The 23,178-nt window shown below is 67.7% G+C and carries 22 protein-coding genes and 4 tRNA genes; 9 read left to right on the top strand and 17 right to left on the bottom strand.

Annotated features, from left to right (window positions below):
- Positions 1-135: 135 nt before the first annotated feature.
- Entirely contained in the window at positions 136-1,092 is a 957-nt protein-coding gene (locus AWC18_RS06655) for an Abi family protein (RefSeq protein WP_085138160.1), read from the top strand.
- 31 nt (positions 1,093-1,123) lie between these two features.
- Here the strand turns inward: AWC18_RS06655 and AWC18_RS06660 are convergent, their stop codons facing one another.
- Complete coding sequence (locus AWC18_RS06660; RefSeq protein WP_133054986.1) at positions 1,124-1,807, bottom strand: hypothetical protein; 684 nt, start codon at positions 1,805-1,807, stop codon at positions 1,124-1,126.
- Between the two features lie 195 nt (positions 1,808-2,002).
- Between AWC18_RS06660 and AWC18_RS06665 the strand changes: the two genes are divergently transcribed.
- From AWC18_RS06665 to AWC18_RS06685, 5 genes are all read left to right on the top strand, one after another.
- Positions 2,003-2,338, top strand: coding sequence for a hypothetical protein (locus tag AWC18_RS06665; protein WP_234806445.1), 336 nt, complete (start codon positions 2,003-2,005; stop codon positions 2,336-2,338).
- A 125-nt stretch (positions 2,339-2,463) separates the two neighbouring features.
- Complete coding sequence (locus AWC18_RS06670) at positions 2,464-4,575, top strand: site-specific DNA-methyltransferase (protein WP_085138162.1); 2,112 nt, start codon at positions 2,464-2,466, stop codon at positions 4,573-4,575.
- The gene (locus AWC18_RS06675) at positions 4,575-7,166 is read left to right on the top strand and encodes a DEAD/DEAH box helicase family protein (protein WP_085138163.1); all 2,592 of its coding nucleotides are present in this window, start codon (positions 4,575-4,577) and stop codon (positions 7,164-7,166) included. Before AWC18_RS06670 ends, AWC18_RS06675 begins: the two co-directional genes overlap by 1 nt.
- Before the next feature lie 12 nt (positions 7,167-7,178).
- On the top strand, positions 7,179-7,595 hold the full coding sequence (locus tag AWC18_RS06680) for a hypothetical protein (protein WP_085138164.1): 417 nt from the start codon (positions 7,179-7,181) through the stop codon (positions 7,593-7,595).
- A gap of 87 nt (positions 7,596-7,682) precedes the next feature.
- Positions 7,683-7,886 carry a helix-turn-helix domain-containing protein gene (locus tag AWC18_RS06685; protein ID WP_085138165.1) on the top strand — a complete coding sequence of 68 codons (204 nt, stop codon included), beginning with the start codon at positions 7,683-7,685 and terminating at the stop codon, positions 7,884-7,886.
- Here the strand turns inward: AWC18_RS06685 and AWC18_RS06690 are convergent, their stop codons facing one another.
- From AWC18_RS06690 to AWC18_RS06705, 4 genes are all read right to left on the bottom strand, one after another.
- Positions 7,887-8,171 (bottom strand): helix-turn-helix domain-containing protein, encoded by a 285-nt coding sequence (locus AWC18_RS06690; RefSeq protein WP_085138166.1) that lies wholly within the window; start codon positions 8,169-8,171, stop codon positions 7,887-7,889.
- A 578-nt stretch (positions 8,172-8,749) separates the two neighbouring features.
- Positions 8,750-8,823, bottom strand: a tRNA-Phe gene (locus tag AWC18_RS06695).
- Between the two features lie 30 nt (positions 8,824-8,853).
- Positions 8,854-8,927 (bottom strand) — tRNA-Asp (locus AWC18_RS06700).
- A 33-nt stretch (positions 8,928-8,960) separates the two neighbouring features.
- A tRNA-Glu gene (locus AWC18_RS06705) sits at positions 8,961-9,033 on the bottom strand.
- Between the two features lie 134 nt (positions 9,034-9,167).
- On the opposite strand from AWC18_RS06705, the gene AWC18_RS06710 reads away from it, so the two are divergent.
- Positions 9,168-9,243: transfer RNA gene (locus tag AWC18_RS06710), tRNA-Lys, on the top strand.
- Between the two features lie 60 nt (positions 9,244-9,303).
- Here the strand turns inward: AWC18_RS06710 and AWC18_RS06715 are convergent.
- Genes AWC18_RS06715 through AWC18_RS06730 form a run of 4 tightly spaced genes read right to left on the bottom strand, consistent with a single transcriptional unit; the run spans position 9,304 to position 13,706 of the window.
- Positions 9,304-10,218: an SAM-dependent methyltransferase gene (locus AWC18_RS06715; protein ID WP_085138167.1), complete on the bottom strand. Its 915-nt coding sequence runs from the start codon at positions 10,216-10,218 to the stop codon at positions 9,304-9,306.
- Positions 10,219-10,255: 37 nt separating this feature from the next.
- Positions 10,256-11,587, bottom strand: coding sequence for an amidohydrolase family protein (locus AWC18_RS06720; RefSeq protein WP_085138168.1), 1,332 nt, complete (start codon positions 11,585-11,587; stop codon positions 10,256-10,258).
- Entirely contained in the window at positions 11,581-12,750 is a 1,170-nt protein-coding gene (locus AWC18_RS06725) for a CoA transferase (protein ID WP_085138169.1), read from the bottom strand. Before AWC18_RS06725 ends, AWC18_RS06720 begins: the two co-directional genes overlap by 7 nt.
- On the bottom strand, positions 12,747-13,706 hold the full coding sequence (locus AWC18_RS06730) for an enoyl-CoA hydratase/isomerase family protein (protein WP_085138263.1): 960 nt from the start codon (positions 13,704-13,706) through the stop codon (positions 12,747-12,749). Before AWC18_RS06730 ends, AWC18_RS06725 begins: the two co-directional genes overlap by 4 nt.
- 105 nt (positions 13,707-13,811) lie before the next feature.
- On the opposite strand from AWC18_RS06730, the gene AWC18_RS06735 reads away from it, so the two are divergent.
- Positions 13,812-15,323, top strand: a complete 1,512-nt coding sequence (locus AWC18_RS06735; protein WP_085138170.1) for a class I adenylate-forming enzyme family protein — start codon at positions 13,812-13,814, stop codon at positions 15,321-15,323.
- Positions 15,320-15,622 (top strand): hypothetical protein, encoded by a 303-nt coding sequence (locus tag AWC18_RS06740; RefSeq protein ID WP_085138171.1) that lies wholly within the window; start codon positions 15,320-15,322, stop codon positions 15,620-15,622. Before AWC18_RS06735 ends, AWC18_RS06740 begins: the two co-directional genes overlap by 4 nt.
- 4 nt (positions 15,623-15,626) lie before the next feature.
- On the opposite strand, the gene AWC18_RS06745 is transcribed toward AWC18_RS06740, so the two are convergent.
- The 8 genes from AWC18_RS06745 to AWC18_RS06780 form a co-directional block, all read right to left on the bottom strand.
- Positions 15,627-16,379: a fatty-acid--CoA ligase gene (locus AWC18_RS06745; protein WP_085138172.1), complete on the bottom strand. Its 753-nt coding sequence runs from the start codon at positions 16,377-16,379 to the stop codon at positions 15,627-15,629.
- Positions 16,380-16,404: 25 nt separating this feature from the next.
- On the bottom strand, positions 16,405-16,920 hold the full coding sequence (locus AWC18_RS06750; RefSeq protein WP_207553307.1) for a hypothetical protein: 516 nt from the start codon (positions 16,918-16,920) through the stop codon (positions 16,405-16,407).
- A 14-nt stretch (positions 16,921-16,934) separates the two neighbouring features.
- Entirely contained in the window at positions 16,935-17,549 is a 615-nt protein-coding gene (locus AWC18_RS06755; protein WP_085138173.1) for a TetR/AcrR family transcriptional regulator, read from the bottom strand.
- 94 nt (positions 17,550-17,643) lie between these two features.
- Complete coding sequence (locus AWC18_RS06760; RefSeq protein ID WP_085138174.1) at positions 17,644-18,792, bottom strand: acyl-CoA dehydrogenase family protein; 1,149 nt, start codon at positions 18,790-18,792, stop codon at positions 17,644-17,646.
- A gap of 10 nt (positions 18,793-18,802) precedes the next feature.
- A complete protein-coding gene (locus tag AWC18_RS06765; protein ID WP_085138175.1) occupies positions 18,803-19,948 on the bottom strand; it encodes a thiolase family protein in 1,146 nt (381 codons plus the stop codon).
- Between the two features lie 4 nt (positions 19,949-19,952).
- On the bottom strand, positions 19,953-20,756 hold the full coding sequence (locus AWC18_RS06770; RefSeq protein WP_085138176.1) for an enoyl-CoA hydratase/isomerase family protein: 804 nt from the start codon (positions 20,754-20,756) through the stop codon (positions 19,953-19,955).
- Positions 20,756-21,967 (bottom strand): CaiB/BaiF CoA transferase family protein, encoded by a 1,212-nt coding sequence (locus AWC18_RS06775; RefSeq protein WP_085138177.1) that lies wholly within the window; start codon positions 21,965-21,967, stop codon positions 20,756-20,758. The genes AWC18_RS06770 and AWC18_RS06775 overlap by 1 nt, the downstream gene beginning before the upstream one ends.
- The gene (locus tag AWC18_RS06780) at positions 21,967-23,157 is read right to left on the bottom strand and encodes an acyl-CoA dehydrogenase family protein (RefSeq protein ID WP_234784513.1); all 1,191 of its coding nucleotides are present in this window, start codon (positions 23,155-23,157) and stop codon (positions 21,967-21,969) included. Before AWC18_RS06780 ends, AWC18_RS06775 begins: the two co-directional genes overlap by 1 nt.
- Between the last annotated feature and the right edge of the window lie 21 nt (positions 23,158-23,178).

The following is a 23,178-nucleotide window of genomic DNA, read 5'->3' on the forward strand; positions in this document are numbered from 1 at the left end:
TCGAACACCGAGAGGTCTCGTGACTCGGAGCGGACGCACTGTCTCGGCTGTGGGGTATAGTGAAGTCAATCGTTCGGCCCGCACCGAGACCATGTCTCGGGAGTGGGCCGGATTTCTTTTCGCTATCGTTTCTCCATGCCGGTCCAGCCGATCAAGCCCTGGCTGTCGATCACCGATCAGATCGCCAAGTTGACGCTTCGCGGCATGAATGTCGCTGACGACGCATCGGCGGCTCACTGGTTATCAGCGGTCGGCTACTACCGGCTGAGCGGGTACTGGTACCCCTTCCGAGAGCTCGACACGACTGGTCAGTCCCGCCGGCTCAGCACCTTCGTGGACGGCACGACATTCGGAGAAGTCGTCGGCCTCTACGAGTTCGATCGCCATCTGAAGACGCAAGTCCAAAGCGGATTGGAACGCATCGAAGTCGCGCTGCGGAGCCAGATCGGACACCAACTGGGCGCAATCGACCCAATGGCGCACACCGATGCCCGGCATTTCCGGCCGACCTTCGATCACGCCACTTGGCACCGGACCGCGCAACGACGCGTGGACCGCGCCCGCGGGCGCGACGAGTTCGTCGATCACCACGATGCCGTCTACGGTGGGCAACTGCCGATCTGGGTGCTGACGGACGTGTTGGACTTCTCCGACCTCTCGAAGCTGTACGCGGGCCTGAAATCCATCGACCAGAAAGCCATCGGCGACTGGTTCGGAGTAAGTCCGCACCCGTCGGCGTCTAAGAGCCAGCGCCGCCGCTGGCGCGATAACCACCCGCTGGTGAACTGGCTGGAGCACATGTCCATCGTCCGCAACATCTGTGCTCATCACGGCCGACTGTGGAATCGCCGCCTCACCCCGATCGGTACATCCTCGCGGGTGCGCCACCTGACCGACTTCGATGCACTCCCGATCGACCAGGTGCAGATCGAGCGCGTGTACGGGACGATTTGCGTCATCACCGTCTTACTGGAAGCGATCTCACCAGGGAGCCAATGGCGCACGGGCGTGGATGAATTGGTGACCACCTCGTTCGCCGATTTCCAGCTGCGTAACCCCGGCGAAATGGAATACACGGCGCGCGGCACTTGACCCCGACTGCCGCCAGCGGTGCAGACGCAACTCAAGCGGCGTGCCACCCGAACAGCGCATGATAGAGCACTGCGCGTTCAGGCGGCGGTGGCTCTGTCTCACCCGGCTGCGCCTGGACGCACCCGAGAAGAGGACTCGGCGCCGACGCCGTCTTCGGCTTGTTCCGCACGATCAGCTTGGTGAACGCCTCCACGAGCGCGAGACCGGCGCCCATAAGTGTGAAGCCGGCGGTTGCGAGGTCCGTGACCACCGCCGGCGCTCCGAACACTTCGGCGGGATCAGCGCGCCATACACCGAGCGAATCGTAATGGTCCTGCGTCATCCGGCCGTCAGCTCCAGGTAGGAGTTCGGGCATGAGATCCAGGTTCAAGGCGATGTTCACCGAGTTGCCGTAGCTGCGTCCGGGGTGCTGGTCGACGGGCAGGATGCCGTCGTGGATGTGGTTGCGGAGCACCTTACATACACCTGCATACACGTGGAGTCGTTTCACGTCGGCCATGGCGGTGGCGTCAGCGTCGTACTGTTTCTCCAGGTGGTCGTTGACGTAACCAGCCCCATCCAGCGAGAAGCGGAACTTCTTCGGGTCACGAGTGGGGTCGACCAGCAGCGGATACCGCCGACCATAGATGTCGAACGCCGCCGCGAGATAGAGAAGCTGGCGGTCGAACGCCTCGGCTGCCGTTTCGATCACGTCGGCTTGGCGCTTGCCGTTCATCGGGTTGGAGAGTGCCGCGACCATGTGGTCGAAGGCCCGAGCTGCACGAGCCAGCCGGACCCGGATCGACTTAAGTGCGGCAACGGTTTCGGCGTCCCCACCCCCTCGCCTACGGGTCTGAGCGCCAGTGCCACCGCGAACGCCCAGCCCGTCACCAGCGGGAACTCCGCCACCGGCCTGAACACGTCGACGGATGTGAGCGGCCGGGCCGGCGAGCCGCGCGGTCCCTTCTCCGTGGGACCGGAGACCAAGACCAGCGGTGCCACGGGTACCGGTACCAGCGCCACGTCGCCCGCTCACGCCACCGGCACCCGGCCGATGGGCGGCGGCATGCCGATGATGCCGATGGGTGGCATGGGCGGCGCCGGCGGCGGTGGTGGAAAGGACCGGGAGCAGGCGCAGACCACGTCGGCGGCGGGCAGCGCGGAGAGCGACCTGCTTCATGGACGGCACACGGTCGCGGAAGCAGTGCCCGGCGGCACCATCGCGCAGAAGGATCATCCGCGGCGGCGGGGCGAGGAAGCGGCGTAGCCCGTCACGGGAACGTACCACCTGTACACCCCACCGCTTCCGACACGACGCAGCGGGTAACGACTCCGCCCGCGAGCTGCTCGTTTACGGTTACCTGGAATATGTTCTCTACCAGGAGTTGACGCGTGTCCAGGTTGTCCGATCTGATCCGCCAGGCTAAGGCTGCGGACTCCCAGCTGGGTGCTGACCTGGAACGGGAGTTCCGAGCCCTCACGAAGCGTCGCTCCTTCGGACTCGTCTTCGAACGGCATCAGCCGGAAGCCGTGGAGTTGGCGGGCCGACCCGTCCGCAAGGGCGACAAGGTGCACATCCTCCCGCCGCGAGGCAGCCGAACCCGCGGCGACCAGCGGCTGTGGACGGTCACAGGGTTCGAAGGCCGGGGAGAGAACCGGACAGCGAAGCTCGTGGAGGCAGTGCAGGGAGACGAACCCGAGTCCAGCACCGTGCTGGTCGCTGACCTCGTCGTGGTCGCCGAGTTCCGGGACCACATCTACCCCGGCCTGATCGAAACCGGTCGAGTCGAACGCGGCGGGGACAAGCCCTTCCACACGGTCATCAACGCCGAGAACTTCCACGCCCTGGAGATGCTGACCTACACGCACCAGCACGCGATCGACGCCATCTACATCGATCCGCCGTACAACAGCGGGGCGAAGGACTGGAAGTACAACAACGACTACGTCGAATCCGACGACGACTACCGGCACTCGAAGTGGTTGGCGATGATGGAGCGCCGGCTTCTGATCGCCCGCGAACTGCTCAACCCCGCAGGATCAGTGCTCATCGTGACAATCGACGAGAAGGAGTACCTGCGCCTGGGGCTACTGCTGGAACAGCTATTCCAAGACGGGACCATCCAGATGGTCTCCAGCATCGTGAACCCGAAGGGCGCAGTCCGATTCAACGAGTTGACGAGAACGAACGAGTACATCTTCATGGTGATGCTCGGACGGCCGACGCTCACACCGGAGAGCTCTGGCGAATCCGAAGCCGTTAGGTGGGCGAGTCTCCGAAGATTCGAGGCGTCGTCACGTAGGAACGGTCCGCAGTCGCGCCCCGATCAGTTCTATCCGATCTACATTGGAAGCGCCTCCGGGCGAATCGAATACATTGGCGACTCGATCCCTGTAGGGGTACCCCGCGAATCGGTTCCTGACATCGACGGATGTACAACCCACTGGCCCCTCAAGCCTGATGGCGAGGAAATGATCTGGGGGCTCACGCCAGCAACCTTGCGACGGCGCCTCGACGCAGGATACGTCCGCGTGTCAACGACTCGTCGTGGGTCGACGATGTACTACCTGACCAGCGGTCAGATCAAGGCGATTGAAGATGGCAATCTCATCGTGACCGGGCGTGACAAGAGCGGAGCCGTCACCGTCGAGTCGCCGACAGGAAAACTGCGACTACCGACTACCCAGTGGGCGCGTGATTCTCACAACGCTCAGTCGAGTGGGACCGGCATCTTGTCAGCCCTGCTCCCCGGAAGAGCTTTCCCGTACCCTAAATCGCTTTATGCGGTCGAGGACTGCCTGCGACTCTTTATCGGATCGAACCCCCGGGCGACAGTCCTGGACTTCTTCGCCGGCTCGGGCACCACCGCGCACGCGGTGATGAGGCTGAACAAGCAGGACGGCGGCCGCCGGCAGTGCATCTCGGTCACCAACAACGAAGTGTCAGCCGAAGAACAGACCCGCCTGCGCACGCAAGGGCTTCGTCCCGGCGATCCCGAGTGGGAGTCGGCCGGAATCTGCGACTACATCACCAAGCCGCGAATCACCGCCGCGATCACAGGCAAGACTCCCGACGGCGAGCCGGTCAGGGGCGAGTACAGGTTCAACGACGAATTCCCGATGTCAGACGGCCTCGAGGAGAACGCGGCGTTCTTCACCCTGACCTACGAGGGGCCGCTGTCGGTGGCTCACCACCGCGCCTTCGCGAGGGTCGCGCCGATGCTCTGGCTGCGCGCCGGGGCACGAGGACCGATCATCACTGAGATCGGCGACAAGGGCTGGGACCTCACGGACGTGTACGGCGTACTCGACGACCTCGACACCGCGGCCCGCTTCGTCACCGAGGTGAAGAAGACGCCGGGTGTGGCGATGGTGTACATCGTCACCGACGACGACCTCGCCTTCCAGATGGTGTGCCGAGAACTCCCCAAGGGCGTGCGACCGGTCCAGCTCTACGAGTCGTACTTGCGGAACTTCGAGATCAACTCTGGGAGGTTCGCCTGATGGAGTACACGCTCAAGGACTACCAGGTCGGTGCGGTTGCGGGTGTGCTCGACAACCTCACCCAGGCGCGCACCCTCTACAAGCAGTTCGGCTCCAAGTCCCGGTTCGCGCTGTCGGCCGTGACCGGCGCCGGCAAGACCGTCATGGCTGCCGCCGTCATCGAGGCGCTGTTCTTCGGCAGCGACGAGTTCGACTTCGCCGCAGACCCCGGGGCGGTGGTGCTCTGGTTCAGCGACGACCCCAGCCTGAACGAGCAGTCGCGGCGGCGGATCCAAGCCGCCGGTGGCGAGCAACTCGACTCGCGACTGCGGATCATCGAGTCCACGTTCAACGAGCCGAAGCTGCGCCCCGGGAACGTCTACTTCCTCAACGCGCAGAAGCTCAGCAAGGGCAACCGGCTCGTGCGCGGTGACCGCAACGGCGACACCGACGAGATCGCACTGGTGCCGCGCCCCGACGAGGTGCAGAGCAACATCTACGACGTCATCGCCGAGACGATCGCCGATGAGCGGCTCACGCTGTACTTCGTCCAGGACGAGGCGCACCGCGGATGGAACAACTCTTCCGGCGACCGCACGACCATCGTGCAGCGTCTGGTCAACGGACACGGAACCACACCGCCGATGCCGATCGTCTGGGGCATCTCCGCGACGACGCAGAACTTCGAGGACGCGTTCAAGGACTCCCCGCAGGGGCGGGTGGCACTGCCGGCGGTAGAGGTGGACTCCGCTCTGGTGCAGGCCTCGGGACTGCTCAAGGACGACATCGTCCTGTCGATCCCCAGCGAGTCGCGCACTTTCGACACCGTGCTGCTCAAGCGTGCCGTGCGGAAGGTGATCGCCAGCACCAAGGCGTGGGCTCAGTACGCGAAGGAACAAGGAGAGACGGACCCCGTCGTGCCGCTACTGGTGGTGCAGGTGCGAGACGGGGATACCGCCGCGACCCAGACCGCGGTCGCGCGGGCTGTGGAAGCGGTCTTCGAGGAGTGGACGGACCTGCCGACGGCCTCGTTCGCGAACGTCTTCGGCGAGCACCAGGACCTGTCCGTGAACCAGGTGCCCGTCCCCTATGTGGCACCGGAGACCGTGCAGGAGCAGACGTGGATCCGCGTGCTGTTCGCGAAGACGGCGATCAGCACCGGCTGGGATTGCCCCCGCGCGGAGGTGCTCGTTTCTTTCCGGCCTGCGGTCGATCCCACCCACATCACACAGCTGCTCGGCCGCATGGTGCGTACTCCGCTGGCGCGCCGGATCCCCGGCAACCAGGTGTTGAACTCCGTGGAGTGCCTGCTGCCGTTCTTCGACCGGAAGACGGCGACCGCGGTCGCGGAGGAGCTGATGCGCGGCGCCACCGGCGGCGGTGACGGTGACTCCGGCGGTGGCCCGGGCCGGCGCGTGCTGTTCGACCCAGTGACGCTCCTACCCAACCCGGAGGTGCCCGAGGAGGTCTGGGAACGCTTCGACATGCTGCCGGCGCAGACGATCCCGAAGCGTGCCGCGAAGCCCATCAAGCGGCTCACCGCGATCGCCAAGGCACTCTCCGACGACGACCTGATCACCGACGCCGGGAAGCAAGCGCACGCACACCTGCACTCCGTCCTCGACGGGCGACGGGTGCAGTACAAGGACAAGATCGACGCGGCGGTCAAGGACGTCATGACGATGGAGGGCGAGGAGCTGCGCGGCAAGCTGCACAGCAACACCGCCATCTCCCGTAAGGCCTTCACCGACACCGCCGACCACCGTGCCATTCAGGACGCATACCGGGCCGCCGGCCGGATCTTCAGCGCCGACCTCGCGCGGACCTACGTCGGGCACCTTGCCGGCGACGACGCCGACGATGACGAGCTCCGCGACGCGACCGTCCAACTCGCAGCGCTGGCACTCGTTCCCGAGGTCGCAGAAGACATCGACGACGAAGCGAACAAGCTCGCCGCCGACTGGCTGCAACAGACGCGGGTGCAGCGCAAAGGACTGACCGACGAGCGGCAGGCCGTCTACGACGAGCTGGAGTCGATGACCACCCAGCCGCAACCGATTCTGCTCACCCAGCCTCGGACCGGGCAGGCCGACACCAAGGTGCGCGGCGCCGCCGGCAACGAGTCCGACCTCCCGACGCAGAAGCACCACTTGCTCTGCGACGAGAACGGTGACGTGCCGGCGAACCTCAACGACTGGGAGACGCTGGTCCTACAGCAGGAGATGAAGGCCGCCGGCTTCGTCGCGTGGTGGCGTAACCCGTCGCGCACCGCGCAGGACTCGTTGGCGATCGCCTACCGTGACCCGTCGAGCGGCGCGTTCAAGGCGCTGCGGCCGGACTTCCTGTTCTTCTCCCGCCGCGCTGACGGGACGATCGCCGCGAACATCGTGGACCCTCACGGGCACCACATGTCGGACGCCATGCCGAAGCTGCGCGGCCTCGCTGACTTCGCGGAGACGTTCGGCTCCGAGTACGGACGCATCGAGGCGGTCGCGAAGGTCGGCGACACGCTACGGGTGCTGGACCTGACGAAGGAGTCGGTACGCAAGGCTGTGCGGGCCGGAACGGACGCGAAGGCGCTGTACGAGTCGGACGCCGCGGTGGACTACTGACCAGAACGCACCATGGCCCGCCGCGCTGACTCCGACGAGCACTACACCCTCGACTTGTGCGACGAGGTGCTCGGCGTGCCCGGCATCCGTCAGGCGCGGTTCGACTGGCTACGCGGAGACCCCACGCCCCGACTGCCCCGCGGGATGACACTCCCCGTCGACGGGTACTGGCCGGACCTTGGGCTCGTCGTCGAGTTCCAGGAGGAGCAGCACACGCAGCCGTCCCCGTTCTTCGACCGCCGGCACACGGTCTCGGGGATGGGTCGCGGTGAGCAGCGCCGCCGCTACGACGACCGCAAGCGCACCCTCATTCCCCAGCACGGGTTGCGGCTGGTGGTGATCGAGAAGGCGGCGTTCGTGCTGAAGTCGCGGAAGATCGACCGTGACCGTGCGCGCGACCTCCAGGTTGTGCGTCGGCACCTGGCGTAGTCGGATGCATCTCCCGGTGTCGCAACGGATGCAGTGGCACCGGAGGAGACCTCGCGGTGCATGCGGGTTTCGTCCTACGGTCGCGGCATGGAACCAGGCCATGACGACCAGTTGCTCACCATCCCCGAGGCAATCAGCGCGCTCAGGATCAGCCGAACCCACTTCTTCCGCCTGAAGCGCCGCGGAGAGATCGTCGGGATCCAGCTCGGCCATCGCACCCTGATCCCCAGCCGCGAGATCACCAGGCTGATCGACGAGCGGTACCGGCCACCGGCACCCGACGGGAGCTAGCTACTCCATCGCCGCGGCCTGCACCGCGGGGTCGGCCGCGATCGCAGCTGCCAGCTCAGCGGCGGTCATCTCGTATGCCGCGGCGAGGGGAAGGAGTTCAGTGACCCTTGCCGGCCGCTCTCCGCGCTCGGTCCTGCTCAATACCGCCTTGGAGATCCTGCTCGCCTCGGCGGCCTGATCGAGCGTCAGTCCGGCCCGTTCACGTACGCGGCGTAGCACTGCACCGGCGGCAACGTCGGCCGTCGTGACTCGTTTCGGTGTCCATTGCTGTTCGTCGTCACCCACACAGCCATGCTTCAGGAGTGGGTGGCCTCGTGGTTGGGGGCGCGCCGGGCGCACATGAATCAGCGATGACGCGTTCGTCGGGCGCGAACAGTCGACCCGCGAGCAAACATCCCCCAACCCGCTACGTTGCCTGGATACGCTGCAGAAGCGGGAAGTGACGAGGCGGATGCCTGTGCTGCGGACGTGAAACCGCCGCGGCCCGGTTCGGATACCTGCTGACAGGTGCCCCGATAGGCGAGGAACTTGTTCTCGTTGACGTAGCCGTTCGCCGCGGCGGCGTTGGCGCACGAGTACTCGTTCGCCGAAGCCGTGCCCGCGTTCACGATCGGCAGTGCGGCGAACACCGTAGTTGCCAAGAGCAGTCGCGTCCCCATAGTGCGCTGAGAGTACCGCCGCCCCATCTCGCTGTCGGGCCGATTCCAACGAGCGCTCGACGCTTCGGAGTGACCCGCGGCGGGGTCAACGGGGTCACCGCGCGGGCGATTAAATCCGGAATGGGTCACTCTGGGTCATCGGAGGCCTTGCGACGGCAGTCTCCGGATACAGAAAAACCCACCGTCACCAGTGGGTTCTCTCAGTGGCCAGGGCCGGGATCGAACCGGCGACCTTCCGCTTTTCAGGCGGACGCTCGTACCAACTGAGCTACCTGGCCGGAAGGCACCAGGTGCCTCGCCGCGTAAAGCGACCCTGACGGGACTTGAACCCGCGACCTCCGCCGTGACAGGGCGGCGCGCTAACCAACTGCGCCACAGGGCCTTGCTGTTCGCTCCGTTATTACTACGATGCGAGTACCCCCAACGGGATTCGAACCCGTGCTACCGCCGTGAAAGGGCGGCGTCCTAGGCCACTAGACGATGGGGGCCAGAACCGAATCTCTTCGAGGCACTCGCAACCTTTCACGTTGGGAGCTTGGCTAGCTTAGGGCACAGGGGCCCGAATCCTCAAACCGGTCCCAAGCGGGGCGCCATCTGGCGGGCGCTATCCTGATTCGGCACGGCCCCTATAGCTCAGTTGGTAGAGCTACGGACTTTTAATCCGCAGGTCGCAGGTTCGAGCCCTGCTGGGGGCACCACACCAACGTCACGCCGACACCGCAAAACCGCGCCGAGCGATCCCCGTCTTGTGACCTTTGTCATACCGGCAGACCAGGCAGAACGGCGCTCAGGTAGGTCAGGTCGTCGAACGCGACCGCCAGCTCGTCGTCGCCGTACTCCAGGCCGCACTCGGCGTAGAGCTCGCGGACCGGGCGGCCCGTCACCGTCCAGCCGGTGTCGGTCAGGTATTCGATGACGTGGCTGCGTTCGCCGTGGTAGATCAGCTCGCCGATCTCCACGTCGGCCCCCAGCGCCGCCATCTTCTCGCGATGTCTGCGCCATTCGGGACCGGCGAACACCGACGTGTCGGCAATGAACTCGCACGCCACCCGGCTGCCCGGCGCGCTCAGCGAGGTGATGGTGTCGAACAGAGCATCCTGCGCCTCGGGCTGCAGATAGATCAGCAAGCCCTCGGCGCTCCACACGGTGGGAGCCTGCGGGTCGAATCCGGCAGCTCGCAGCGCGGTCGGCCAGTCATCGCGCAGATCGACGGCGACGGTGCGGCGGATCGCCGTCGGCTTAGCGCCCAGGTCACCCAGCGTGGTGGTCTTGAAGTCGATCACGTCGGGCAGGTCCACTTCGTAGACCACGGTCCCCGCCGGCCAGTCCAGTCGGTAGGCGCGGGAGTCGAGCCCGGCGGCGAGGATCACCGCCTGCCGGATGCCGCCGCGCGTTGCCGACAGGAAGTGCTCGTCGAAGAAGCGGGTCCGCACGGCCATGCCGTGGCCCCACTCGTCCGGGTCGTACTCGCCGCCTTCGACCACCGGGATATCGCCGTCGACCATGCGCGTGAAGAAGTCGATGCCCACGGCCCGCACCAGCGGCGCCGCCCACGGGTCGTCGATCAGGTTGTCCGGCGCCGCGGAGGCCAGGGCACGTTGGGCCGCCACCATGGTCGCGGTCGCCCCCACACTCGTGGCCAAGTCCCAGCTGTCACTGTCGGTACGCGCCATCGCAGCCTCTCTCGATTCCGGAAACTATCTAGCCAGGCTACCGACCGTCGTACACCACAGTGCCGGCGACGATCGTCACCGCCACCAGGCCGGCGTCGAGGTCGACCGGGTCACCGCTGAGCACGCACAGGTCGCCGGGCTCACCGACGGTGATGCGCCGCGATGTCGCGGGCCGATCAGCACGGCCGGTGAACCCTTCCAGGGCGGCACGGGCCGAAATCCGCTCCCCCGCCCCCAGCACGGCGCCGCTGGGCGTGGCGCGGTGCACGGCTGCACGCATGGCCGCCCACGGATCACCATCGCCGAAGGGCGTGTCGGTGGACAATGCCACCGGAATGACGTTGCGCTGCAAAGAGGCAACCCGCCACAGCTCATGGTGGCGTTCAGGTTCGACGTCGCCGAGATAGTCGTCACCTCGTTCGGCGATGAAGTTGGGCTGAGTGACGACGGTGATTCCCAGCGCGGCGAGATCGACCAGCCGGTCCTCGGGCACCACCGCCGCGTGTTCTATGCGGTCATCACGGTGCACTCCGGCGGCCTGCCACCCGGCGATGGCGACCGTGAGCTGGGCGTCGGTGACGCAGTGCACTGCGACGCCGTGGTCGCGGGTGTGGTTGTCGGACAACGCTTCTGTCAATGCATCCAGATCCAGGGTTGCGTCGTCGAGGATGATCTTGGCCGGCCCGAGGGTGACGCCGAGGGCTTCAGCGGCCCCGGCGGGTGCCATGCAGTGCAGCCGCTGCAGCAGGTCACCGGCGACGCGTGCGGCGGAGAACGCGGCGATGTCGGCGTCGCCATGGCCGGGGGTGGCGTCGGTGATTCCGGTGACACCGCGGGCCGCCAGCTGCCGGCTCAACCGGGACAGGGGCGGTTCGCGGTGCGGGAGTGCGGGAGCGGGATCGCCGTGCGCGCGCAGCAGCCGTCCGTCGGGCTGGTCGCTCATCCCGGTGCGGGCCAGACCGGCCGAGTTGAGCACCCACAGCGCGCCGCTGCGGTGCGCCACCCGCACCGGCAGGTGCGGTGAGAACCGATCCAGCAGTGCGGCGTTGAGTTCGCCGGCGACTGATTCGTGGTAGCCGTAGCCGCGCACCCAACCGTCGACACCGGGGCGCGCGGCCTTGAGTGCGCCCGCCAATTCGTCGAGGGTGCGCACCTGCGGCGGGCCGAGGCAGACCGAATCCAGCGCCGCCGCCGCCGACCGCAAGTGCACGTGGTGGTCGTGCAGTCCGGGGATGACGATGGCCTCGCGCGCGTCGAGGACGTCTTCGCCGTGGTAGGCCGTCAATGCCGGGGCGATGTCCTCGATGGTGTCGCCGAGCCGGATATCGACTTGTGTGCCGTCCAGCAGCACCGCCCGCTGGATCAGCACCGCGCCGCCAGCAGCTCGCCGATCCGGGCGTTGTCGGCCCCCAACGCCGGCCCGATGGTCTCGATGCGAGGCCGCGGCGGCGGCAGGGCCGGCACCTCACCGACCCGAGCGTGTTCTGGCAGGGCGGCGTAGGTGGCGGCGACGGCGGCCAATGCCACCGTGATCACCTCGCCCCCACCGCGGGCCATCGAATCGGCTACCGCGGCAGCGGCTTCGATGCCGGTCAGCGGGTCGGCGATGGCGTCCGCGCAGAACACCGGCTCGCCACCGTCGTCGTAACCCACCAGGCCGCCGGCAACCGCCGTGTCGTCACCGAATCCGGCGCTGGCGCTCTCGGCGCCGTGCGCGGTGATCTGCAACCACACCCGCCCGGGCCGGCCCGCCACGTCGAGGGGGCTCAGGCCGCGGCGGGCCAGTGCGGCCGGGCGCGAACCTTCCAAGACCACATCCGCGGCGGCCAGCAGCTGAGCCAGGGCGCCCGCATCGCGGTCGAAATCCAGTGCGCAGGACAGTTTCCCGCCGTTCATCCAGTCGAAGAAGGCGCTGGGGCCGGCGCGCGTTCCATCCGGGCGCGACGGACTTTCCACCTTGATCACCGTCGCCCCGGCCTGGGCCAGCAGCTGCCCGCACAGCGGCCCGGCCCACAGTGAGGTCAGGTCGATGACCAGCGCGCCGCGCAGCCCACGGGCCGGGCCCAGCTCCCCGGCTCGCCGAATCACCGGGGCAGCGGGAGCGGTCTCGCCCAGCACTGCGGCAGGCAGATCCAGCAGGCGCGCCCGCTGAACGACCTCGGCCGCCGATCGCCGCTGCGCCCATCCGGCGATCGCCGCCCACAGATCGGAGCACTCGGCTTCGATCAGAGCGGGCACCGTGTCGAGGTCGTCGGGGCGGGCGAGCGTCAGCGCCCAGCACCCGTCCGCTGCGGCCAGCAGCCGCGAGGCTCCCCCGGCCGAGATCCGCCCGGCACGCGTCCAGCCCAGCAGACCGGCCCGGCCGGCCAGCAGCTGCGCGGCGTCGGCCTCGACACCGGTCGCGGTGGTGAAGCGGCCCAGCACCTGCGTAGCGCGCTGCAGCACCGCGGCCCGGGTGAAGTCCGGGCTGCCATGTGGCTGCCCGGTCAGCCAGGCCAGCCCCGAGTCCCCCCAGGCCTTCTCGAGAGTCACGACGCGATCTCGTCGATCAGGCCCCAGTGCAGCGCGGTCGCCGCGTCGATGGTGCGGCCGGACAGGACGAGATAGGCGGTGCGCCACCGACCGATGCGGCGGGTGACGCTGACCGTGCCGCCCGCGCCTGGGATCAGCCCGAGGCTCAGCTCGGGCAGGCCCAGCACCGTGGCGGGGTGTGCGCGCACCCGGCCGCAGAAGGCGGCCATCTCCAGGCCGCTGCCCAGCACCTGGCCGTGGATCTCGGCGCGGCAGCGCTCGCCCAGCCGCGCGGTCAGCGCATCCAGCGCCAGCGCCGGGCTGTGCCGGGTGCGGGCCAGGTGAGCGCTGGGAACATCGGTGAACCCACCGAACTCGGCGAGGTCGCCGCCGCTGCAGAAGGACGGCCCGACTCCGCTGAGCACCACTTCGTCGATCGCGGGATCGGCGGCGGCCACGGCGAGCCCGTCGAGCAGCACCGCCCGGGTGGCGTTGTCGAAGGCGTTGTGACGCTGCGGCCGGTTGAAGCGCAGCCGCAGGGTGTCGCCGTCGCGGTCGAGCAGCACGGGTTCGGCGACCTCCGGCGCGGTGGCCGGGCCGCGCGCCGCCAGCCAGTCGGCGAACTCCGGGCCGGCTTGCAGTGCCGAGTAAGCCAGCGACTCGGTGACCAGCCCGGACCAGGCCGGTGCTGCCGGGTCCAGCGCGCGCAGCACGTCGTCGCAGATCGCCGCGGCGTGCGGCCGGCGCGCGCAGCGGTCGGCGATCTCTGCGAGCGCCTCGGACACCGAGTCGACTCTGATCACCCGCCGATCCGCCGTCTCGGTCTCGGACAGGGTGAAGGTGGCCTGCTGCAGCCAGTGTTCGGCGTGCGCAGTGTCGAATCGAGCACCTGTCGCGATGACGATCCCGGCGCCGGGCGCGGCGTCGGGCACAGCGGCATCCGGCAATACGTCGTCGAGGTCGACCGTGGCGATCATGTCGCACGTCAGCGTACTCAGCGGCGCGCTCGCAGCCGCCCGCACGATATCGAAAATACCCAAAACTGATAATGTCGTTCTCATGGCGGTTTCGAGGGCCGAACGGTGAGCATTTCACTGCTGCTGGAGATGGCGGTGTCCGCAGACCCGGATCGGGTGGCTGTGGTCTGCGAGGGCACGCGCCACACCACCGCCGAACTCAACGCCCTTGCCGACGCCGGGGCGGGCGTGATCGAGGAGTCCGGCGCCGCCAGCGTGGCCTACGTCGGGATGGGCGGCGACATGCTGCCGCTGTTGTTGTTCTCCGCGGCGCGCTCCGGGCGGCCGTTCGCACCGCTGAACTACCGGCTCAGCGGTCAGGCACTGCGGGAGCTGATCGAGCGACTGCCGCAGCCCCTGGTCGTGGTCGATAAGGAGTATCGCGACGTCATCGGCGACATCGGCGTCGAGGTCATAGACTCAGCCACCTTCTACGCCCGCGCCCAGACCACCACCCCGGTGGTGCAGTGGCCCGATCCCGACGACGTGGCGGTGGTGCTGTTCACCTCAGGTACCACGTCCAAGCCCAAAGCCGTTGAGCTGACCCACAACAACCTGACCAGCTACGTGACACAGACGGTCGAGTTCGGCTCCGCGGATGCGAGCGATGCCGCGCTGATCTGCGTTCCGCCGTACCACATCGCCGGTGTCGGCGCGGCGCTGAGCAATCTGTACGCCGGGCGCAAAGCGGTCTATCTCCGTCGGTTCGGCGCTGCGGAGTGGATCCGGCTGGTCAACACCGAGGCGGTGACCACCGCGACCGTGGTCCCCACGATGTTGGAGCGCATCGTCTCGGAGTTGGAATCCCGCCCGACCCCGCTGGCCAGCCTGCGCAACCTCGCCTACGGCGGCTCCAAGGTGGCACTGCCGCTGGTGCGCCGGGCTCTGGATCTGCTGCCTGATGTCGGCTTCGTCAATGCCTACGGCCTGACCGAAACCAGTTCGACGGTTGCGGTGCTGACCCCCGAAGACCACCGGACTGCCTATGCCTCCACCGAGGAAGCCGTTCGCAGGCGGTTGGGTTCGGTCGGCCGTCCGGTGCCCGGCATCGAAGCCGTCATCCGTGACGACGAGGGCCGGGTGCTCGAAGCCGGACAGCCCGGTGAGTTGTATGTACGGGGCGAACAGGTTTCGGGCAAGTACACCGGCATCGGATCGGTGCTCGACGACGAAGGCTGGTTTCCCACCCGCGACCTCGCGGTGCTTGACGAGGACGGCTACCTGTTCATCGTCGGGCGCTCCGATGACACCATCATCCGGGGCGGGGAGAACATCGCCCCCGCCGAGATCGAGGACGTATTGGTCGAGCACCCCGAGGTGCACGACGTCGCGGTGGTGGGCGCCCCCGACCCGGAATGGGGGCAGATCATCGTCGCGTGGGTGGTGCCGGCACCGGGTGTGTCGCCGGATCCCGGCGCACTGCGCGAGTATGTTCGGCAGCAGTTGCGAGGATCCCGCACCCCCGACCGGATCGTCTTCCGGTCGGAGTTGCCGACCACTCCGACCGGCAAGGTGTTGCGCCGGGAACTCGTCACTGAATTTGAAGCACTGCACACCAATGCTGAAGGGGCGCAATGATCAAGTCCGGTACCCGCCTGAAGAGCCAGGTCTGCGACACCCAGGTCATCGTCGTGAAGACCGCCGACAGCCTCGATGATCTGCGCGCCGGCGGCGCCCCGATGGTGCCGCTGGACGACACTGCTTCCAGTGAAGCAGTACTGGACCCGGACTTCTCCGGGGGTGCGGTGATGGGCAAGCGCTACGTCGACGAGGCCGGCGCCGAGGTTCTGGTGACCAAGGCGGGTGCCGGCACCTTGAGCATCGGTACCGTGCCGCTGACCATCAAGGAAGCCAAGCCGCTCCCGGCCAGCGACTGAGCGCTCAGCTCGCCGGCTCGTCGGCCGTTTCGGATTCGGGCCCGACACGCATCAGGTGCGCCAGCCGGCCGACGAACACCGGCGGATAGATCCCGACGCCGGCTCGGGTGATCCACTCGGAGGCGAACTCGGGCTCATTGATCCACTGTCCGGCGCCGAATTCGTCGTCGGTCTCCTGCAGCATGAAGATCTCGCGCGGATTGTCGAAGGCCTGAAATATCAGGATGTTTCGGATTCCGGCTGCGGTGAAGTGCTTCTCGGTGGCGTGCACGTGGGAGATCAGCGCCGAGGTGTCGCCGACTTCGGCCACCGCCGCGACGACGACGCCCGGCGGTTCGGTGAGGCTCGCCGGAGTCGGCCCCCGGGCCGGCGGAGGCGAGGTGAAACCGGAACCGCCGAAAGGACCCGGCGGTTCGGTGAGGCCCGGTTCGGTGAGGCTCGCCGGATCGGCGAGATCGATGCGCTCCACCAATGATCCGGCGAACACCGCCGGGATGTCACTGACTCCGACGGCGTCGAACCAGGCCATGAAGGCCTCATCGCGCAGCAGGTCGACCACCGGTTGCGCGGCGTGGATCGCCATCACCGCCAAGACGCGGCCTGGATCCACTGTCGAGGTATAGACGAGTACGTGATGGGCGCCCAGGCGGGCAAGGTTGTCGCGGTGGCGCTGCAGCAGCGGCCACACCCTGGCCGGATCCGGCACCCGATAGTCGGTCACCAGCACCAGTGAGCGTGCCGGTGGGTCAGGCCTCATGTCGGTCGCGCGCCGCCCGCGCCCCTCAACTGGCTGGGCTCAGGTCGGCCGCGACCGACGTACACGCCGCCGGCCCGCAACGGAAAGTCTCGATGTGGGTGTCCCGGGCCTGCAAACTCGCCGGGTCGATGCCGGCCGCGCGCAGCGCCTGCGCCTTGAAGGCGCGAGCTGCCGCGCTGAGCCGGTGGTGGCGGGCGTCGACGTCGCTGTCCAACTCGGCCGGGACGTCGCCCCACAGGGTGACCTCAGTGCTGCTGTGCTCCAGGGCGTCGATCACGCCTTGGCGTACCTGGGCGTGGCCGTCGAACATCTCGGCGCACACCGCGATGGTCTGGGGGTGCGGCCAGTGCTCCCACTGGGTGAGCACCGTCTGCAGGTCGAGCACCTTGGCCCCCAGGATCTCCAGGGGGCGGGTGTCCTCGGCGTCGTCGATCAAAACGGTGACATCCCAACCGGCCGTCGCGCGGTCGTAGAGCCAGCCGCCGGCGGCCGTCACCACGTCGACCACGCTGCGGCCCACGATGTCGAACCGGTAGCGCATGTCCTGTTCCGCGGTCACCGGCGGCCGTCCTTTTCCTGGGGAGCGAAATCGCGGGCCAGTGTTTCCGCGTACCCCGCGAACACTTCGGTCAGGGGTATTGATGGATCCAGCAGCCATGACATCTCCATTCCGTTGATAAAGGCGATAATCTCCGCGGCCTTGGCGGTCGCGTTGATGTCTGTGCGGTAGCGGCCCTCGTCCATGCCGCGCCGGATCAGGTCGGCGACGATCTCCAGCGCGCTGCGGTAGCGGTGCAGCATCCGGTCATGCAGCGGCGCCTCGGGCAGGACGTTCTCGGCGAGCAACACCGTGAAGGTGCCGACCAGCTCAGGCGCGCGGGTGAACCGCTCGGCCACCCGCTGGATCTCTTCGATGAGGTCGCCGCTGCGGTCGGCGTGGATGTCGTCGTCGGCGTCGCGGGCGTCGAGCACCGCGTGCAGCAGCTGCTCCTTGGACGCGAAGTGGTGCAACAGGCCGGCCGCGCTGACCCCGGCATTGCGGGCGATCTGCGCCAGCGAGGTGTTGCGCCACCCGTTGCGCGCCAATAGGTGTTCGGCCGCCAACAGAATCCGCTGTCTGCGGTCCTCGCCTTTGGCGAGGAGGGTGGCGTATGGCCGCGGTGACGTCACCGGTCTCCTTCGCTTAACCAACCAAGTGAACACACAGTAGGTTGGTTAGGCCGACTGTGACAAGGGTCTCATCCGACAAATTTTGGCTACGAGTTCACAACGCCAGCGACTTGGCGATGATCATCTTCATGACCTCGCTGGTCCCGGCATAGATCCGGGCCACGCGCGCGTCGGTGTACAGCCGGGCGATCGGGTACTCCATCATGTAGCCGTAGCCGCCGAACAGCTGCAGACAGCGATCGATCACCCGGGCCTGCATCTCGGTGCAGAACAGTTTGGTGCGGGCGGCGTCGGCTGCGGACAACACTCCCTCGACGTGATCGGCGACCGCCCGGTCGAGCATGCACTGGGCGGCCTCGATCTCGGTGGAGACCGCCGCCAACTCGAACTTGGTGTTCTGGAACGCCGCGACCGGCGAGCCGAACACCTTGCGGTCGCGCACGTAGTCGATGGTGGCGACCAGCGCCGAGCGGGCCTGCGCGACCGATCCGACGGCCACCGTGAGCCGCTCCTGGGCAAGGTTGTGTCCCAGGTAGCTGAAGGCCTCGCCCTCCTCCCCCAGCCGGTTGGCCGCCGGTACCCGGACGTCGGTGAAGGACAGCTCGGCTGTGTCTTGGACCTTGCAGCCCATCTTGTCCAGTTCGCGGCCGCGCTCGAAACCGGGCATCCCGTCCTCGACCACCAGCAGGGTCAGGCCGCGGCGGCGGTTGTCGGGGTCGGTCGAGGTGCGGGCCACCACGATCACCAGATCGGCCTGGATGCCGCCGGTGATGAACGTCTTGGCCCCGTTGAGGACGTAGTCGTCACCGTCTCGCACGGCGGTGGTGCGCATCCCGGCCAGGTCCGATCCGGTGCCGGGCTCGGTCATCGCGATCGCGGTCAGCAGCGTGCCGGCCGCCAGGCCGGGGAACCAGCGTGCCCGCTGTTCGTCGTTGGCGTAGTGCAGGAAGTACGGCAGGATCACCTCGAGTTGGGTGCGCACCGTGGACAGCGTGACCAGGGCACGCGCCGCCTCCTCCTGCAGTACCACGTTGTAGCGGTAGTCCTCGACGCCCGCACCGCCGTACTCCTCGGGGATGGCCATGCCCAGCATCCCCAACGAACCCAGATGCTCGAACACCTCGCGGGGCATCCGGCCGGCCTTCTCCCAGTTGGGATATTCGGGCACCACGTGCTTCTCGACGAAGTCACGGGCCAACGCCCGGAATGCCTCGTGGTCTTGCGTGAACAGGTCGCGGCGCATGAACAGTCCCCTAACCGACCAGCTCGACGATCGTGGCGTTGGCGGTACCGCCGCCCTCGCACATGGTCTGCAGTCCGTAGCGAATCCCGCGGTCACGCATGTGGTGAATCATCCGGGTCATCAACACCGCCCCGGACGCGCCGAGCGGGTGACCCAACGCGATCGCGCCGCCGAGCGGGTTGAGCCGCTTGGGGTCGGCACCAGTCTCGGCCAGCCACGCCAACGGCACCGGGGCAAAGGCCTCATTGACCTCGAATACGCCGATCTCGTCGATGCTCAGTCCGGCACGCTCGAGCACCTTGGCGGTGGCGGGGATGGGCCCGGTGAGCATCAGCACCGGGTCGGCGCCGGTGACCGCGCCGGCGGTGTAGCGCACCAGCGGGGTCAGCCCACGCCGGGCGGCTTCCTCCTCGCTCATCACCAGGAGCGCTGCGGCGCCGTCGGATATCTGTGAGGAGTTGCCGGCGTGGATCACTCCGTCCTGGCAGAAGGCCGGCTTGAGCTCGGCCAGCTTCCTGACGGTGGTGCCGCGGCGGATGCCCTCGTCGGTGTCGACCACACCGCCGTCAGTCGCCACCGGGACGATCTGATCGCGGAACGCACCGGCATCCTGCGCGGCGGCAGCCAACTCGTGGGAACGCGCCGCATATTCATCGACCTTGGTGCGGTCAAAGGCCCACCTCTGGCAGATCATCTCGGCGCCGATGCCCTGGTTGAACTGAAAACCGTCATAGCGGGCAAGCGCTTTCGGGCCGAAGGGTTCACCGGTGGCACGGGCGGCACCGAGCGGAACCCGGCTCATCACCTCCACGCCGCCGGCGACCACGATGTCCTGCTGGCCCGACATCACAGCCTGCACGGCGAAGTCCAACGCCTGCTGACTCGAGCCGCAGGCCCGATTGACCGTGGTCGCCGGGACGTGCTCTGGCCAGCCGGCCGCCAGTACCGCATACCGGCCGATGTTGGAGGACTGATCGCCCACCTGCGACACGCAACCCCACACCACGTCGTCGACGGTGCCGGGGTCGGTTCCGGTGCGCTCCATCAGTTCGTTGAGCACGATCGCCGACAGGTCCGCGGCATGCGCGCCGGCCAGCCCGCCGTTGCGCTTTCCGACAGCGGTGCGCACCGCTCCGACGATCACCGTGGGTCGCATCTGACTACTCCGATCTCGTTGATTTCGGCGGCCACCCGCCGGTGAAGCGCGGCGGGCGCTTCTCGGCGAACGCAGCATAGGCCTCCGCGGCGTCGGTGCCCGCAAAGTTCAGGATCTGGGCCCGGGCCTCATTGGCCAGGGCTTCGGGCAGGGTGGCGTCGGCGCCCTGATTGAGCAACGCCTTGGTCTGTGCCAGCGCCCGCGGTGGGCCGGCGGCCAGTCGGTCGGCGAGGTCGTCGACGAATGCGTCGATCTCGCCGGCACCCACCACCCAGGTCACCAGGTTCAGCGCCAGTGCCTCGCCGGCGTCGATGGTCTCGGCCAGCAGTGCCAGCCGCTTGGCCTGCTGCAGTCCGACGATCTTGGGCAGCAACCAGGATCCGGCCAGATCGATCGAGAGCCCGCGCTTGGAGAAGATCTGGCAGAACGTCGATTCCGGTGTCGCCACCACCAGGTCGCAGCCCAGCGCCAGGTTCCAGCCAGCCCCCACCGCGACTCCGGTCACTTTCGCGATGGTGGGAATGGTCAACTCGTGCAGGGCCAGTGCGACGTCGGAGAGCCGACGCAACTTCTCCACCGGGTGGGCGTCGTCTCCACTGCCGATGTCGGCACCCGAGCAGAAGGCCCCGCCGGCGCCGGTGATCACCAGTGCCCGCAGTGCGGGGTCATCGGCGGTTTTGCGCAGCGCGTCGCGCAGCGCGCGCCACAGCGCGGGGTTGATCGCGTTCTTGCGTGCGGGGCGGTTCAGCGTCAGTGTTCGCACGCCGTCGCGGTCGGCGCACAGCAACACCGGTTCGTCGGCAGCCATCAGCGCCCGGCCTGCCGTTGAACACCCTGGCCGCGCAGGTCGCCGATCTCCTCGTCGGTCAGACCCAGCTCGGCCAGCACCGCGTGGGTGTGCTCGCCCAGGCCCGGCACGGCACCCATCGGCGGCTGGTAGCCGGAGATCACCGGCGGCGGCAGCAGTGACGGGATCGGTCCGGCCGGGGTGTCGATGCTGCGCCAGCGGTCGCGTTCGGCCAGTTGCGGGTGGGCCAGTACGTCACTGGGGGTGTTGTAGCGGGCGTTGCCGATCCCGGCGGCGTCGGCGGCGTCCTGGATGTGGGCCAGGTCGTGACGGGCGCACCACGCGGCGATCGCCTCGTCCAGAACGCCGCGGTTCGCCACCCGGTCGGCGTTGCCGGCAAAGCGGGCATCGTCGGCGAGGTCGTTGCGGCCCAGCAGTTCCCGGGCCAGCCGCTGCCATTCGCGGTCGTTGGTGGTGCCCAGCACCACGGTGTGACCGTCGGCAGTGGGATAGGCGCCATAGGGCGCCACCGCCGGTGAGCTCATGCCCAGCGGCTGCTGGTCGATCCCGGAGTGCCGGGCGTAGGTCAGGTGGTAGCCCATCATCTCAGCCATGGTGTCGAACAGGCTCACGCTGATCGACGGCGCCGGCGAATCCGGTTGGGCCGCTGCTCCGTTGCGACCCACTAGCAGAGCCATGATCGACAGTGCCGTGTACAGGCCAGTGGTGACGTCGGCGACCGGCGGGCCCGGTTTGGCCGGGGCGCCCGGATTGCCGGTCACCGAGCACACCCCCGACTCGGCCTGCACCAGCAGGTCGTAGGCCCGCTTGTGCGACAGGGGTCCGCCGGTGCCGTAGCCGTCGATCTCGACAGCGATCACGTTCGGGTGCCGCTGCGCCATCTGCTCGGTGGACAGCCCAAGGCGCGCGGTGGCGCCCGGCGCGAGATTGGACACCAGCACGTCGGCGCGGTCCAGCAGGCGGTGCAGGACATCGCGGCCCGCTTCGCTTTTCAGGTCCAGGGTCACCGACTCCTTGCCCCGGTTGACCCAGACGAAGTGCGCCGCTTGGCCGTTGACGACGTCGTCGTAGTAGCGGGCGAAATCGCCGCCGTCGGGGTTCTCCACCTTGATGACCCGCGCCCCGAAGTCGGCCAGGGCCCGGGTACACATCGGCGCCGACACCGCCTGTTCCAGCGCCACCACGGTGATGCCGGCCAGCGGTGCGGCCATCAGTAGCTCCTCGGCAGGCCGAGCACGTGCGAGCCGAGGAAGTTCAGGATCATCTCCTGGCTGACCGGGGCAATCTTCATCAGGCGGGACTCGCGGAAGAACCGGGAGATGTTGTATTCCTCGGAGTAGCCCATCCCGCCGTGGGTCTGCAGCGCCCGGTCGGCGGCCGCGAAACCGGCATCGGCACACAGATATTTGGCCATATTGGCCTCCCGGCCGCACGACTTGCCGTTGTCGTAGAGCCAGGTGGCCTTGCGCAGGATCAGTTCGGCGGCGTCCAGGCGGGCCAGCGAGTCGGCGAGTGGGAATTGGATGCCCTGGTTCATGCCGATGGGCCGGTCGAATACCACGCGCTCGTTGGCGTACTTGACCGCACGATCCAGCGCGACCCGGCCGATGCCGAGCGCTTCGGCGGCGATCAGCATCCGCTCCGGATTCAGCCCGTGCAGGATGTAGGAGAAGCCCTTGCCCTCTTCGCCGATCCGGTGTTCGGCCGGGATTCGCAGGTCGTCGATGAACACCTCGTTGGAGGACACCGCGTTGCGGCCCATCTTGGTGATCGGGCGGATCTCGACGTGGTCGCGGTCGATGTCGGTGAGGAACAGCGTCAGCCCTTCGGTGGGCTTGCCGCCTCGCCTTTCCACATCTTCCCGTGACTCGGTGCGGGTCAGCAGCAGGATCTTCTCGGACTCAAGGGCTTTGGAGATCCATACCTTGCGGCCGTTGACCACGTAGTCGCCGCCGTCACGCTTGGCGAACGTGGTGATACGCGAAGTGTCCAGGCCCGCCGTCGGTTCGGTGACACCGAAACACACGTGCAGGTCGCCATTGACTATGCGGGGCAGGGTTTCGGCCTTCATCTCATCCGAGCCGAAGACCACCACCGGTTGCATGCCGAAGATCGACATATGGATGGAGCTGGCGGCGTTCATCCCGCCGCCCGAACGCGCCACCTCCTCGGCCAGGATGGTGGCCTCGGTGATGCCCAGTCCGTGGCCGCCGTACTCCTCGGGGATGGTCATGCCCAGCCAGCCGCCACCGGCGATGGCGTCGTAGAACTCCTGCGGGAATTCGTGCGCCTGGTCCTTGGTCATCCAGTAGTGGTCGTCGAACTTCGCCGCGAGTTCGGCGACCGACTGGCGGATCAGCTGCTGATCCTCGGTCAGTTCGAAGCTCATTCCGCCGGACATGGTCGCCTCCAGCCCATCAGC

The sequence above is a fragment of the Mycolicibacter nonchromogenicus genome (assembly GCF_002101775.1).
Classification (GTDB): Bacteria; Actinomycetota; Actinomycetes; order Mycobacteriales; family Mycobacteriaceae; genus Mycobacterium; species Mycobacterium nonchromogenicum.